General features: G+C 62.2%; 12 protein-coding genes. 6 read left to right on the top strand and 6 right to left on the bottom strand.

The features are described from left to right. Positions 1–17 precede the first annotated feature (17 nt). Positions 18–1,856, top strand: coding sequence for a ShlB/FhaC/HecB family hemolysin secretion/activation protein (locus PXH66_RS13865; protein WP_330932048.1), 1,839 nt, complete (start codon positions 18–20; stop codon positions 1,854–1,856). Between the two features lie 19 nt (positions 1,857–1,875). Here the strand turns inward: PXH66_RS13865 and PXH66_RS13860 are convergent, their stop codons facing one another. Then, positions 1,876–2,529 (bottom strand): class II aldolase/adducin family protein, encoded by a 654-nt coding sequence (locus tag PXH66_RS13860; protein ID WP_330929202.1) that lies wholly within the window; start codon positions 2,527–2,529, stop codon positions 1,876–1,878. Positions 2,530–2,630: 101 nt separating this feature from the next. Further along, entirely contained in the window at positions 2,631–3,728 is a 1,098-nt protein-coding gene (gene mtnA / locus PXH66_RS13855) for an S-methyl-5-thioribose-1-phosphate isomerase (protein WP_330929203.1), read from the bottom strand. A 140-nt stretch (positions 3,729–3,868) separates the two neighbouring features. Between mtnA and PXH66_RS13850 the strand changes: the two genes are divergently transcribed. After that, positions 3,869–4,504, top strand: coding sequence for a phosphoribosyltransferase (locus PXH66_RS13850; protein ID WP_330932047.1), 636 nt, complete (start codon positions 3,869–3,871; stop codon positions 4,502–4,504). Here the strand turns inward: PXH66_RS13850 and PXH66_RS13845 are convergent. From PXH66_RS13845 to sucC, 3 genes are all read right to left on the bottom strand, one after another. Beyond that, positions 4,501–5,241 (bottom strand): class I SAM-dependent methyltransferase, encoded by a 741-nt coding sequence (locus tag PXH66_RS13845; RefSeq protein WP_330929205.1) that lies wholly within the window; start codon positions 5,239–5,241, stop codon positions 4,501–4,503. The genes PXH66_RS13850 and PXH66_RS13845 overlap by 4 nt on opposite strands. Before the next feature lie 99 nt (positions 5,242–5,340). Continuing rightward, the gene (gene sucD, locus PXH66_RS13840; RefSeq protein ID WP_330929206.1) at positions 5,341–6,264 is read right to left on the bottom strand and encodes a succinate--CoA ligase subunit alpha; all 924 of its coding nucleotides are present in this window, start codon (positions 6,262–6,264) and stop codon (positions 5,341–5,343) included. 6 nt (positions 6,265–6,270) lie between these two features. Continuing rightward, positions 6,271–7,452: an ADP-forming succinate--CoA ligase subunit beta gene (gene sucC, locus PXH66_RS13835; protein ID WP_330929207.1), complete on the bottom strand. Its 1,182-nt coding sequence runs from the start codon at positions 7,450–7,452 to the stop codon at positions 6,271–6,273. 98 nt (positions 7,453–7,550) lie between these two features. On the opposite strand from sucC, the gene PXH66_RS13830 reads away from it, so the two are divergent. After that, positions 7,551–8,042 (top strand): hypothetical protein, encoded by a 492-nt coding sequence (locus tag PXH66_RS13830; protein WP_330932046.1) that lies wholly within the window; start codon positions 7,551–7,553, stop codon positions 8,040–8,042. 113 nt (positions 8,043–8,155) lie between these two features. Here the strand turns inward: PXH66_RS13830 and PXH66_RS13825 are convergent, their stop codons facing one another. Then, positions 8,156–9,067 carry an AraC family transcriptional regulator gene (locus PXH66_RS13825; RefSeq protein ID WP_330929209.1) on the bottom strand — a complete coding sequence of 304 codons (912 nt, stop codon included), beginning with the start codon at positions 9,065–9,067 and terminating at the stop codon, positions 8,156–8,158. A 148-nt stretch (positions 9,068–9,215) separates the two neighbouring features. Here PXH66_RS13825 and PXH66_RS13820 point away from each other — a divergent pair, with 148 nt between their 5' ends. The 3 genes from PXH66_RS13820 to PXH66_RS13810 are packed head-to-tail and all read left to right on the top strand — an operon-like array spanning position 9,216 to position 14,326. Further along, positions 9,216–11,606 carry a TonB-dependent siderophore receptor gene (locus PXH66_RS13820; RefSeq protein ID WP_330929210.1) on the top strand — a complete coding sequence of 797 codons (2,391 nt, stop codon included), beginning with the start codon at positions 9,216–9,218 and terminating at the stop codon, positions 11,604–11,606. 27 nt (positions 11,607–11,633) lie between these two features. Beyond that, a complete protein-coding gene (locus PXH66_RS13815; protein ID WP_330929211.1) occupies positions 11,634–12,860 on the top strand; it encodes an exo-alpha-sialidase in 1,227 nt (408 codons plus the stop codon). Further along, positions 12,860–14,326: a sulfatase gene (locus PXH66_RS13810; protein WP_330929212.1), complete on the top strand. Its 1,467-nt coding sequence runs from the start codon at positions 12,860–12,862 to the stop codon at positions 14,324–14,326. The genes PXH66_RS13815 and PXH66_RS13810 overlap by 1 nt, the downstream gene beginning before the upstream one ends. The last annotated feature ends 8 nt before the right edge of the window (positions 14,327–14,334 follow it).

Raw genomic sequence — 14,334 nt, 5'->3', positions numbered from 1 at the left:
CCATGAACCTTCTGCCCATGAATTCCATGCCCACGGAAACTTCCTCCTGCATCGCTCCGGCGGTTGATCAACCGACCCGGAGAAAGCTGGTCATCCTCGTGAGTGCGTTGGCCGGGTTCGGCCTGCCGGTCGCAGCGCAAAATCTCAACGAAGTGATGCCGCAACCGGTGCCGTCCTTGGTCGAACCCGCGGCCGATCCGATGGCGACATCGATCGGAGCAAACGCCTCCGTCGATCCTGCCGCCGGGTTTTTGGCGCAACCGGGAGAAGCAATCATTATCGACGAACTCAAGGGCGTCCGCGTCATCGCCGATCCCTCCCGCTTGGAGTCCGCATCCGCGGCAAGGGTTGACCCGATTCAAATCGATGGCGTTCCCAGCCTCGACCACCGGTCGGGCCACGAGCTCTTGCAGTTGGTGCTGGGCCGTCCTGCTTCGATGGAGTCGCTGAATCGGCTGCGCGACGCCATTCGTCTGTTACTGGCGCAGTCCGGTCGCGCCTTCTCGTCGGTGATCCTGCCGCCCCAAGACATCACGGAGGGTTACCTGCAAATTGTGGTGATTGAGAGCGTGGTGGGAGAGGTGCGGGTGGAGGGCAGCAAACATTTCTCGGCTCAGAGTTATTTGTCGCGCCTCGAACAGAAAACCGGTGAAGCGGTCGATGGACGTGCGCTCACCGCCGGCATTGATCGCATCAACCAAAACTCTTTTCGCAGCGCGGCGACGCGAGTGGAGGCGGGCGCGCGGCCCGGCACGACTGACATAGTCATTCAAGTGAAGGAACGCTTCCCGTGGCGCTTCTTTACCGGCTACAGCAATACTGGCACGCAGACCACCACGGAGGATCGCATCAACGCCGGGGTGAATTGGGGCAACGCCTTCGGTCGCGGCCACCTCGCCACCCTGCAATGGACCAGCGACCTGAAGGCCAAACATTCCCGCGCGCTCTCCGCCAACTACACGGCGGACCTGCCGCACAACCACAGCCTCACCTTCTTCGGCGCGTATTCCGAAATCGAGAGCGTGCCCAACGGCGGCTTGTCCCAGGAAGGTGTGAGCTGGCAGGCCGGCCTCAACTACGACCTGCCGCTGCCCGACTACGGCAAGCATTACGTGCAGAGCCTCCAATTCGGTGCCGATTTCAAAGTGAGTGACAACAACCTCGAGTTTGCGGTGCCGCCCTTTGTCATCCCGATCTCCGACAACCTCACTCACATCGCGCAGATCCGGGCCTCCTATCGCGGCACGTTTACCGACAAATGGGGCGCGACCTCGTGGGGAGTCAAACTCACGGCGGCCCCCGGCGGACTCAGCAGCGCGAATGACGACGAAGCCTTCAATGGATCGCGGGCCATGGCCCAGTCCTCCTACGTCTACGGCAGCGTCGACGTCTTCCGCGAATTCAATCTGGACGCCCTGCTGTCGGGCGCGAAATGGACGATGCGTGGTGAGTTCCAAATGTCCGCGGGCAATCTGCTCGGCAGTGAGCAATTCAGCGCGGGCGGCAGCGGTTCGGTGCGCGGTTACGAGCAGGGCGAAGTCGTGGGCGACAACGCCCTCTTTTTCAGCCAGGAGTGGCATCTCCCTCCATTCTCCGTCGCGAAGTCGCTGTTGAAATTGGAGGTCCGTGATGCCCTGCGTCTGTTTGCCTTTCACGACTACGCTCGGGTGTGGAATGTGGACAAACTCGAAGGCGAACGCCCCTTCAGCCTGCACAGTGTGGGCGTCGGTCTGCGTTACCAACTCACGCAACATGGCAGTCTCCAGGCCTCCCACGGCTGGCAACTGCGCGACAGTGGCAGCAGCGACACCGGCGACAACTCCCGCCTGCACCTCTCCGCCAACCTCAGTTTCTGAGCGCGCCTTGCAGGCGCGGTTACCGTTTCCGTTCGATCGGGCCGTAGCCGAAGTCGCGAAACTTCTCGATCACGCGATCCATCTCGTTGTCGGGCAGGATGTGCGGTTCGCCGGCGGCGAGGGTTTGCAGGTAGAGTTTGGCCAGCGTCTCTGCTTCGGCCGTCAACGCGAGGGCTTGACCGAGGTCCTTACCGATCACGACCAGACCATGGTTGGCCATGATGGCGGCGCGGCGCTGGGTCAGGGCGGCGACGACATTGGCTGAAAGTTCTTCGGAGCCGAACGTCGCGTAGGGCGCGCAGCGAATGCGTGCGCCTCCAAACAGCCCCACGAGATAGTGCACCGCCGGGATGTCTTGGCGCAGGCAGGCCACGGCGGTGGCGTAATGGCTGTGCGTGTGCACCACCGCTTCGGCGTCGGCGCGGGCGCGCAGAATGGCGAGGTGAAACGGCAACTCGGACGACGGCTTGCGCGATCCCGTGACCGCGCCGGTGGCGAGATCGACCCGGACGATGTCGGCCGGAGTCATGGCGGCGTAGGGCACGCCGCTGGGCGTGAGATAAAATCCCCCGGCGCCGTCGCGCACGGAAACGTTGCCGGACGTGCCTTGGTTGAGCCCGCGGGTTTCGAGGGCGAGGCAGGTATCGATGATGGCTTGGCGAAGGTCGTTCACGTCAGTTTCGTTCTCGTTCTCTTAATCGTTCTCGTTCTCCTTCCGTAGCATCCGGTCTCGGATTCGAGAACGAGAACGATTAAGAGAACGAGAACGATGGGTTAAATACTTTGGTCGGGAAACAGGTTTTTTAATCCGGCGGCGCTCGCGGGACAAACGCCTCGTTCGGTGATCAGGCCGGTGACGAGACGGGCGGGAGTCACGTCAAAAGCGGGATTGGCCGCCGGACTGCCGGTGGGTGGTATTTGAATTGTGGTGACGGTGCCGTCCGGACCGAGACCGGCGATATGCGTCACCTCGTCGCCGGAACGTTCCTCGATCGGAATCTCGGCTACGCCGTCGCGCACCGTCCAGTCGATCGTCGGCGAGGGCAGGGCGACGTAAAACGGCACGCCGTTGTCGTGGGCAGCGAGCGCCTTCAAGTAGGTGCCGATCTTGTTGCACACATCGCCGGTGGCGGTGGTGCGATCGGTCCCAACGATGCAGAGGTCGACCTGACCGTGTTGCATGAGATGACCGCCGGCGTTGTCGACAATGACGGTGTGCGGCACGCCGTGGTTGAGCAGTTCCCACGCCGTGAGATTGAAACCCTGATTACGGGGGCGAGTTTCGTCGACCCACACATGCACCGCGATGCCGGCATCGTGGGCTTGGTAGATGGGGGAAGTGGCCGTGCCCCAATCGACGGTGGCAAGCCAGCCGGCGTTGCAATGGGTGAGGATGTTCACGGGCTGGCCGGCAGGTTTTTGGGCGGCAATATCGCGAATGAGCGCCAACCCGGCTTGGCCAATGGCGTGGTTTATACCCACGTCTTCGTCGCACACCTCGATCGCGAGCGCCCGAGCGGCGGTTGCGCGCTCGGATTCCGGCAATGGGCTCAGCCGGGTGCGGGCGCGATCCAAGGCCCAGCGCAAATTCACGGCGGTGGGACGCGTCGCGAACAAGGTATCGTAGGCGCGAGTGAGAGCGGCGTCGGACGCGTCGTTTTGCATAGCCAGCCAAACTCCCCATGCGGCTGTCGCGCCGATCAACGGGGCCCCGCGAACCAACATGGCGCGGATCGCGTGCGCGGCATCGTCGAGGGTGCGCAATACTGCGATCTCGTAGCGATGCGGCAGGACGGTCTGATCGATGATTTCAACCGAGGTGCCATCCGGGCCGGGCCAGATCGTGCGCGTGGGGTTTCCCTTTACGTTCATACGCTATTGGAACCACGTGCGGCAGGGTTTGCCCATCGTTTTGTGTAGCGACAGGCCGCGTGAGGAGCGACCGCGGACAGATTGTCTAATGGTGTGGCGCCGGCGGTTCGTTTGGCCTCCGTGATGCTGCACCCAAGTCCATGTCCTTTGTGGCGCCGATGATTTCCCTGCCTCAGCATCTTGAATTGGTTCAACCGGCGGAAGATATCGACATGGTGGTCGATGCGCTGGCGGTCGACGTCGAAGCGTGGGCCCGGGATTGCTTGGAGCAAGATGGACGCATGTTGCTCATGATGTGTGTATTAAGAGGCGGAGCCTTCTTCTTCTCGGATTTGCTGCAACGCATCCGTTACTCGGTGGAGCCCGCCTATTGCCGGGGTTGGAGCTATGCGAAAGACCTCACCGCGAAGCCCGCCGAGGCGGTGACGATAGATTGGCCGGAGGTGGATGTAACGGACCGTCACGTGGTGTTGGTGGACAATATTTGCGACACCGGGCGCACTTTTGCTCACGCGTCCGCCGAACTCATGGCCCGTGATCCGGCGTCGGTGCGCACCGTCTCACTCATCCGGCGCAAGCAGCCCACCGTGATTCACGAACCGACGTTGTCGGGGATCACCTATCTCGGCAATGAGTGGCTGGTCGGTTATGGTCTGCGTGATCGTGGCACGACCATGATGAACGCCCGCATGGTCGCCCGGGTGCGCGACACCGAGAAGACCGGGTTCACGCTGAACAATTCCCGCTCCCCGTTCGAGCGGGCGGTGTTTGCCTAAAAACGAAACGCGTGGACGGTGATCGGCCATGAGACCGGGCGGGTGGCCTCCGCTCCCCACGCCTCACGCAAACGCGCTCCGAACGGTGCCAGCGGATCACTACCGGTGGCAGCCCGCGCCCGGTGGGTGGCCGACCACGAATCGAGCATCCCGATGAGTTGATCGACCGTCCAGGTCGCGTTCATGGCAAACGTGGGAGTGGGGATTCGTTCCGCGGGCGGACAAACGTTGGCATAGTGCGTCAGCAACGGTCCGCGATCGTCGGGCCAGTAGGGACCGACCGCGTCGTCGTGGTAGGCGATGACCAACGCGTCCACGGCGGGCGTGATTTGTGGGAGCAGGTAACCCCAGTAAGCGAGCACCCCGTGCGGCTGGAGCACGCGCTGGCAGGTCTGCCAAAAAGCAGGCAGGTCGAACCAATGGAGCGCCTGCGCGACGGTGATGAGATTGACGTCGTGATCGGCGATGGGTGGGTGTTCGGCGGAACCGACCGCGAACGTGATCCGGGGATGCGGCGGAGCGTGCGCGATCATCGCGGCGCCGACATCGGTCGCGGTGACGCGCTCGAAGTGGGGCGTCAATTGGTGCGCGGCCTGCCCGTTGCCGGTGGCGCAATCCCAGGCGTGACCGTGCGCGTCGGACTGCCGGGCGAGCCAGCCGAACAACGCGTCCGGATAGGTCGGCCGAAACTGGGCGTAGGTCGCGGCGAATGCCGAGAAGTGATCATTGCGAGCCATGGCGGGAAGCGTAGACCGACCGGGCGCATCAGCACAAGCGGCCACGAAAAAGCCCGTCCGGGGAGGACGGGCTGAATGATTGAAATGCGGTGGGGCTGCTTAACTGAGCGTGACGCCCTTGGCCTCGGCGGAACGCAGGAGAGCGTCGGCCATGTCGGACGGGGTCACGGCGACTTCGATGCCGCACTCTTCGAAAACCTTGATCTTCGCTTCAGCGGTGTCTTCGGCGCCACCGACGATCGCGCCGGCGTGGCCCATGCGACGGCCGGGAGGCGCGGTAGCACCGGCGATGAATCCGGCGACGGGCTTGGTGCAGTTGTCCTTGATCCAACGCGCCGCTTCGACTTCGGCGCTGCCGCCGATTTCACCGATGAGGATGATGCCGTGGGTCTCGGGATCTTCGTTGAAGAGCTTGATCACGTCCAAGTGGGAGGTGCCGTTGACCGGGTCACCGCCGATGCCGACGCAGGTCGACTGGCCGATGTTCTTTTCGGTGAGCTGGTAGACCGCTTCGTAGGTGAGGGTGCCGGAGCGCGAGACGACGCCGACGTGGCCCTTTTTGTGAATATAACCCGGAGCGATGCCGATGCGGCAACCGCCGGAGGAGTTTTCACCCGTGCCGGGCGTGACGAGGCCGGGGCAGTTCGGGCCGACGAGGCGGGTGGCCTTGCCCGTCATGGCGCGCTTCACGCGGACCATGTCCTTGATGGGAATACCCTCGGTGATGCAGACCGCGAGGTCGAGCCCGGCGTCGACGCATTCGAGAATGGCGTCGGCGGCAAAAGGAGGCGGCACGAAGATGGCGGAAACGGTGGCGCCGGTGGCGGCGGCGGCTTCGGCGACGGTGTTGAACACCGGCACGGAATGGCCGTTGTGGTCGAAGGTCAGGCCGCCCTTGCCGGGCGTGACCCCGGCGACGAGCTGCGTGCCGTAGTCGAGTGACAGGCCGGCGTGCTTGCCGCCGAAGGCACCGGTGATGCCTTGGACCATGATCTTCGTTTCAGGAGTGATGAGAATGGACATCGAAAGTTAGGCGACGAGGTTGACGATTTTTTGAGCGGCGTCGGCCATGCTGGTGCCGGAGACGATGGGTAGGCCGGAGTCGGCGAGCGTCTTTTTGCCCGCGACGACGTTGTTGCCTTCGAGGCGCACGACGAGCGGCAGTTCGAGGCCGACCTCCTTGACGGCGTCGACGATGCCTTCGGCGATCACGTTACAGTCCATGATGCCGCCGAAGATATTGACGAGGATGCCCTTCACGTTGGCGTCGCCGAGGATGATCTTAAAGGCCGCGATGACCTTTTCCTTGGTGGCGCCGCCGCCGACATCGAGGAAGTTGGCCGGGCTGCCACCGAAGTGTTTGATGATGTCCATGGTGGACATGGCGAGACCGGCCCCGTTGACGAGACAAGCGATGTTGCCGTCGAGGGCGATGTAGGCGAGGTCGTGCTTGGAGGCTTCGATTTCCTTGGAGTCCTCTTCGTTGAGATCGCGCAGGGCGACGATATCCGGGTGGCGGTAGAGGGCGTTGGAGTCGAACGACACCTTGGCGTCGAGGGCGAGCACGTCGCCGGTCGGCGTGGTGATGAGGGGGTTGACCTCGATCATGGCGGCGTCGGTTTCCCAGAAGCAGTCGTAGAGCTTTTTGATGAGCTTGTAGGCGTTCTTGGACTCGGTCTTGTCGAGGCCGAGGGAGAAAATGAGTTCGCGGATTTGGTAGTCGGCGAGTCCGTAGGCGGGATCGACGAACACCTTGGTGATCTTTTCGGGTGTCTCGTGGGCGACGGTCTCGATATCCATGCCGCCCTCGGTCGAGGCGACGATGACGGGGTAGGACGTGGCGCGGTCGAGCAGGACGGCGAGGTAGTATTCCTTCTTAATGTCGCTCGCGACGGTGAAGTAGATCGTCTGCACCTTGCGGCCGGCGGGGCCGGTTTGGATGGTGACGAGGGTGTTATCGATCATCTTGCCGGCGACTTCCTTGGCCTCGGCCTTGGTGGGGCAGAACTTCACGCCGCCCTTGTAGCCGTCAACGAACGTGCCTTTGCCGCGTCCGCCCGCATGAATCTGGGACTTGACCATCGTGGGCCCTTCCGGGAGCTCCGCGAGGGCGGTATCGAACTCCGCGGCGCTTTTGGCCGTCGTGCCCGCGGGCACGGGCACTCCGTATTTTTCAAACAGGGCTTTGGCCTGATACTCGTGAATGTTCATGGACCTTTAGAAATGGCAGATTCGTCCCGGATGAGGCACGCCAAAAAGCATGACTTCACGGGATTGCCTCAAGTTAGCTGAACCCCATGGTGGTTAACATGGAGTCTCACGAACTGCTCAAAGATCTCTTAAAACAGACCAGTGCCAAGCAAGTGTCGGGTGACATGGGGTTGTCGCTTTCACTCATCTACAAGTGGGCGGAGAAGCCTTCGGCGGATGCGGGCAGCGGGGCGGTCAATCCCTTGGATCGCGTTAAGCAGTTGATGGAAATAACCGGTGATAAACGAGTTGCCCAATGGGTAGCGAAATGCGCGGGTGGTTTTTTCATCAACAATCCCGCCGCGTTGCGCGATTCGGACGAACTGATTCCAGCCACCAACGACATCGTGCGGCAGTTCGCCGACATGTTGGGCGTGATCGCTTCGGCGGCTTCTGATCAGGAAATTACCGACGCCGAAGCCAAAAGCATTCGGGCGCAGTGGGAGGGCCTCAAAAGTGTGACCGAAGGGTTCGTCCAAGCCGCCGAAGCCGGAAATTTTTCCAAACTCAAGGACGAGCTGACGCACCACCAGGACGACTCGGCGGCTTGATCGCCGCTCGCGGCGGTTTTGCGTGAGGAAAAGGAGGGGGAGTCCGGTCCCGCCGTCGGCCCGTCGGGGATCGAAGCTCCGGTGTGAGTCGAAGCGAACGTGGGTTTTCCGTTTCAGCTGTGGGTAGTGGTCAGCGAGGACGCCGCGTTACGGCGGCGATGCTGATTGCGGAACTGACCGGGGGTGTTACCGAAGCGTCGGCGGAAACAATAGATGTAGTATTGCAAATCCGAGTAGCCGCAAAGGGCGGCGATTTCGGTGATGTTGTAACTCGAGTCTTCGAGCAGATCCAAACTGTGCATCAGACGCAGTTCGTTGAGATAGGCGGCGATGGTGGTCTTGCCGGTGTGCCGGAAGATGCGGGAAACGTGGTTGGGGTGAGCGTTGAGGTAGCGGGCGAGAGAGGCGCGACTGATACTCGCATCGGCCCAGTGGTCCGCCAGGTAAGTGCAGGCCCGTTCCCACAGGTAGCTGCCGGGCTCCGGGTTTTTCGACGTCGGCGCATTGAGGAGTTCGATGGCTTCCGCGACCAGAAGTTCGCACAATTTGTGCACGTAGGAGTCTGCGGTTGCGACGGGCGCGGTTTCCCCCAGCAGGCGAAACAAATAGTCGAGCCGCAGATGCGTTTTGCGCCACAGTTCCCATTGTGCGAGGTAGCTGAGCGTCACGCCGGTGGGGCCCGGCACGCGGGAGGTCAGACTCAGTTTGATGAGGGCGTCGTCGGGTTGATACAGCAATCCCAGCGACTGGTAACTCTGCCGGGGTTTGGGGCAAATATAGGACCGCGGGCCAAAAAATATGGCGTCGCCGACTTTGAGTTTCAGATCGAAATGCTCACCCGCCTCGACCCCCACGAACCGGGCTTCGCCGGAGACCACCAGGATCAACCGCTGGCTTTCCCGCAGGTAGGACTCCCCCCGCAGGTTTCTCGCCTGCAGACCCTTGATGATTCGATGGCAGCGGTGCAACGCCCCGGGCAGCATGAGCTTGCGGGCGTGTTCGAGTAGCATTTCACGATCAGTCATGCGAAAGGGGGTAAATTTTTCGATGTTACAAATTTCACTATTTTGCGAGTATTTCTTTCCGCCGATTGTGGACCCCGCGCTTGTATGGTCCGGCCTGTTGCTCCGCTTTGCGGGGTGACGCTTCTTCGTTCAACCCCTCCCCACACCCATGAAACTGCGTTTTCCATATTCCGTCGTCGGTGCGAGTCTGTGCCTCTCGGCGGCCTTCTCCTCTTTTGTTTCCGCTCAAGCGGTGAATTCAGCCCGCGACGATGCTGATTCCGCGGTGGTGACTCTGGATGCCTTTGAAGTCTCGTCCGATTCGGTCAAAGGCTACGGCACCACCACTTCGCTATCCGCATCGCGCACCGCCGTGCCCATCACCGATCTGCCCGCCTCGGTGATCACCATCAACGAACGTTTGATCGAGGACACCGCCGCGGTCGAATTGCGCGACACCTTCAATCTCGTCAGCGGCGTGTTCCACGGCAACTCCGGGGGCGGCCTGCAGGAGTCCAATAATTTTTCCATTCGGGGTTATGTCACCACGGGAGCACTACGCGATGGCATTGATGATCTCAACTTCAGCGACAACGGCGGATTCGACTACTCCATGGTGGAACGCGTGGAAATCGTGAAAGGCCCCGCCGGTGTGCTCTACGGGCAGCACAGCGCGGGTGGGGCGGTGAACATCATCAGCAAACGTCCGCGCGCCGAACCGTTCACCAAGATCGATCTGGCGATCGGCAGCTACAACTTCTGGCGGGCATCGGTTGATCATTCCGGACTGGCCGGCACGGATGGCAAACTCGGTTACCGGGTCTCGGCCGCCGTGCTCAACACGGATGGCCCCGTGGGCATAGAGGGCGAACCCGACGGTGTCTCCACGTGGATTAATCCCAGCATTTCCTACCAGTTTGACAACGGCTTCAAGGTATGGGCGTGGGGGGCGTTCGCGGACGATACCTCCAAGCGCGTTTCCAATTCGGTCTGGGCGTTCGGCACGCCCGACGGCCGGGGCGCGCCGTTCTATGAATTCATGGAACGCGGCCAGATGAGCGTGGTGTTTCAGAACTTCAACAAGAGCGAAAACTCGAACCTCGAATTCGGCACCAGCAAGCACTTCACCTTGGGTGCGGTCGAAGCCGACCTGCGTGTCGTGGGTCGTTACGGAGAGCGCACGACGTCCGGCGCCCGCACACGTTCAAATGGCAGCACCATCTTCATCGACAACGCCGGCAACCAGATCCCCGACGGCTCGCCCAGCGTCGGTCGCGGACCGGAGATCACCGGTTTGATCACCGACAACCTCTCCCGTTTCGGTCGCGCCGGGCTGCGTTACAATCGAGGCGAGGATGATGCGGAACGCTCGTCGCTGACGGCGGATCTGAACCTCAGTTTCGACCTCGGTCCGGTCGCCAATAATTTCCTGCTCTACGGTCAAACCTCCTCGGGGGAAGGTTCCAGTTACGACAGTGCGGATATCCGGGTAAACGACGTGGCGACCCTGCCGGCCGATATTCGGTCCACCTACCACTTTGATACCGGCATCAACGGCCTCGGCGTGGCGGAGATCTGGCCCAATCCGCCGTCCGGCATCGGCGACCTGCGTCCGATCATCGAGCAATACGCCGATGTCACCAACATCACGCCCGACACCGCCAGTGACTCGTCGTCCTCCAATTTCGCGGCGATCGAACGCGCGTCCTTTCTCGACAATCGCGTCATTGCGGTGATCGGCACCCGCTACGACTCGATCGACTTCACCAACGTGCGGTCCACCGACGGCACCGTGCTCAGTGACACGCACGACGCGGAATGGGTGAACAAGTTCGGACTCGTGGCCAAACCCTACTCCCGGGACGGCAACGAACTTTCGATCTTCTACAACAATGCCGAGACCTTCGTGCCGGAGCGCGGCACCGACCAACGCCTCGCCACCTTCGGTCAAAAATTCCCCAACCGCACCATCTCGACCGATGAGATCGGGGCCAAGTTGAACCTCTTCAACAGTCGTCTCGTCGGCACGATCTCCGTCTTCCAAAACGTGGAGGACAATGTGCTGCTCAACGCTCGCGACGAAGACGGCAGTGTCACCGGTATCGACGACCGCAGTTACTCCTATCCGGGCGGCGAGCGCACCACGGATGGCTGGGAAATGGACATCGCGTTGAACCCCGCGCCGGGCTTCGACGCCATGTTCTCCTACTCGAAAATCGACTCTCTGCTGTCCGATGGTTTGCCGGCCGATGGCGTGCCCGAAACCACCGCGTCGGCCGTCTTGCGCTACCAGTTCCAGGAAGGCCCGTTGACCGACTTCTCCGTCACCGGCATCTACAATCGCTGGGGTGAGAGCTACCTGAATCGCTCGTCCAATTTCATCCTGGATGGCGGTGACCTGATGACGGTCGTGCTCGGTTACGACTGGCGCAACGTGAAGCTGCGCCTGCGCATCGAGAATATCACCGACGACATCGACGCCATGCCCAGCACGTGGTGGACCGGCGTAGGGGTGACCAAGCATCGCAATTATCGCCTTAGCGCGAGCTACCGCTTCTGATCGCAACCGAATCGATTTGTCGTCGCCATGACTGCCTCCACTATCCGTCCGACCCTATGCCTCGGACTGGTGCTCGCCACCGCGTTGACGGTTCCCGCCGTGCGCCCGGATCCGGTTGATCACCCCGACTCCCCGCTGATGTTGGCGGGCGACTGGGTGCCGGCGGACACGCATCAAATCAAATTCGATGAGTTGCCGCTGCTGCCGGCCGCCCACGCCGTGATCAGCGACGTGCGCGATCAACAGGGCCGTCGGGTCAATCAACACAACTATCTGGTGTTTTTCGACGGCCGCTACTGGGCCATGTGGAGTGATGGTCCCGGTGTGCCGCGCGCGCATTTCCAAGGGGGCGTGCCCGGGCATGACCGCGCGGATCAGCACGTGTTTTTCGCCACCAGTCGGGACGGCCTCGACTGGGGCGAGATCGGCGACATCACCGGCGCGCCCGATTCCGGCTACGGCTGGATCGCCCGCGGATTCTGGGTCCGGGAAGGCAAACTGCTCGCGCTGGCCAGCCGCTATGAAGCCCCGGGCTACGCCGGCCCCGGCCTGTCGCTGCACGCGTTTGAACTGGTCTCCGGCCACGGTGACCGCTGGCAACATCGCGGCCTGGTGTTGGACGACTCCATGAACAACTTCTCGCCGAAACAATTGCCCGGGGGCGATTGGTTGATGACCCGACGCGATCAACTGAAGGCGGTTTCGTTCATGCGCGGCGGGGTCAAATCGATCACCGATTGGCGAACGTATCCAGTGATAGGTTACGACGATTCCGCGCTGGCCGCCGAGGAACCCTACTGGTGGCAGTTGGCCGACGGCAATCTGGTGGCGCTGTTCCGGGACAACCTCGACTCCGGTTATCTGTTTCGGGCCTTCTCGACCGACGAAGGGCGCACCTGGACGCGGCCGGTTCGCACCAATTTTCCCGACGCCAAATCGAAGTTCAACGGGGTGCAGTTGCCGGACGGCCGCTTCATCCTGGTCAATAACTCGCACCCCGATCGCCGTGACCCGATGACACTGGCGATCAGTGAGGATGGCCTGGTGTTCGACCGGTTGCTCTACCTCGTGGGCGGTCGACACATCGACTATCCCCACGTGATGGAGCACGACGGTTTCCTGTTCGTCGCTTTTGCCGGTGCCAAGCAAACCGTGGAAGTGCTGCGCATTCGGGTGGCCGATCTCCCCGCATCCCAACCGCCTTATCAGGTGCATACGTTGTCCGAGCGAACCAAGGAGGCGAGTTCCCGGTGATGCGTGTGCGACTCGGATACTGCGCCGGCATCATCGGACTGGTCCTGTTCGCGGGTCTGACCCGGGCGGCCCGACCCAACGTGCTGTTTCTCGTTGTCGACGATTTGCGACCGGCCATCGGAGCTTACGGCGATGCGCGGGCGGTTACGCCCAACCTCGATCGGTTGGCGGCCCGCGGGTTGTTGTTTGAGCGCGCCTATTGCCAGCAAGCATTGTGTGCGCCGTCGCGCGCCTCGGTCATCACCGGTCGTCGTCCGGCAGCATTTCCGCGCATCAGTGGCGGCGAGGGCGGTGCGCACTATCGCGAGGAGTTGCCCGATGTGGTGACGTTGCCGCAACTCTTCAAACAGCACGGCTACCACACCGAATCCATTGGCAAAGTGAACCACGTCTACCCGCCGATTCTCGATCCGGTGTCGTGGTCCGTGCCGGAACGTCTGGCCGACATCGTCAAGCGCGACGAATACCTGCTGCCGGGCAATCGCATCGGCGGTTTCATCCAGCCGATGCGCAAGGGCGAAGCCACGGAATCCGTCGAAGCGCCCGACAAAGCCTACGTGGACGGGCAGGCGGCCGATGCCGCCATCGAAGCACTGACCCGATTGCGCGACCAACCCTTCTTTCTGGCCGTGGGCACGAAGCGGCCGCATCTGCCGTGGAGCGCGCCCACCCGGTATTGGAACCTCCACGAGCGGGAAAAATTCGGGCTTTCGCCGGAAGTGGCGCAACCGTGGGCCGCCGCCGCCTTGGTGGCGCGTCCGTGGCGTTACGAATGGCGTCCGGATTCCGGAGAGATGCGCGGCTACACCGACATTCGCACCCGGTCGGACATCGACGCCGAAAAGACCCGCCAGTTGCGACACGGTTATTACGCGGCGGCGAGTTACGTGGACGCCCAAATCGGCCGTATTGTGGACGCGGTTACAGAGCTGGGATTGGCCGACCATACGATCATCGTGCTTTGGGCGGATCATGGTTATCACCTCGGTGAAAACGGCCAGTGGGGGAAAAAGACCAATACCGAACTCGATGCCCGCGTGCCCCTGATGATCGTGGCCCCGGGACTGACCCGTCCGGGCACCCGCACCCGGGCGCTGGTGGAGCTCGTGGACCTGTATCCTACGCTGGCCGAGCTGGCGGGACTGCCGCGGGAAACCGCGTTGGAAGGCACTAGTTTTGCGCCGCTGCTGGATCACCCGGATCGCGCTTGGAAGTCGGCGGTGTTTGGCCGCTACGTGCGGGCGGGCGCGGTCGGGCAAGCCATTCGCACCGAGCGATATCGCTACGTCGAGTGGACGCGATCGAACGACGGCACCGTCATCGACCGGGAACTCTACGACGTGCCGGCGGATCCGTGGGAACGCCGCAACCTGGCAGACCTCGAACCCGATTTAACCACCGCGCTCGCGCGGCAATTGCACGCCGGTTGGACCGCCGCCCGGCCCACGTCACCCTTTTCACGCTAACCCCATTC

Origin of the sequence: Synoicihabitans lomoniglobus (genome assembly GCF_029023725.1) — a bacterium.
GTDB classification, from domain to species: Bacteria; Verrucomicrobiota; Verrucomicrobiia; order Opitutales; family Opitutaceae; genus Actomonas; species Actomonas lomonigloba.
This window is presented reverse-complemented; position numbering and strand designations above follow the sequence as displayed.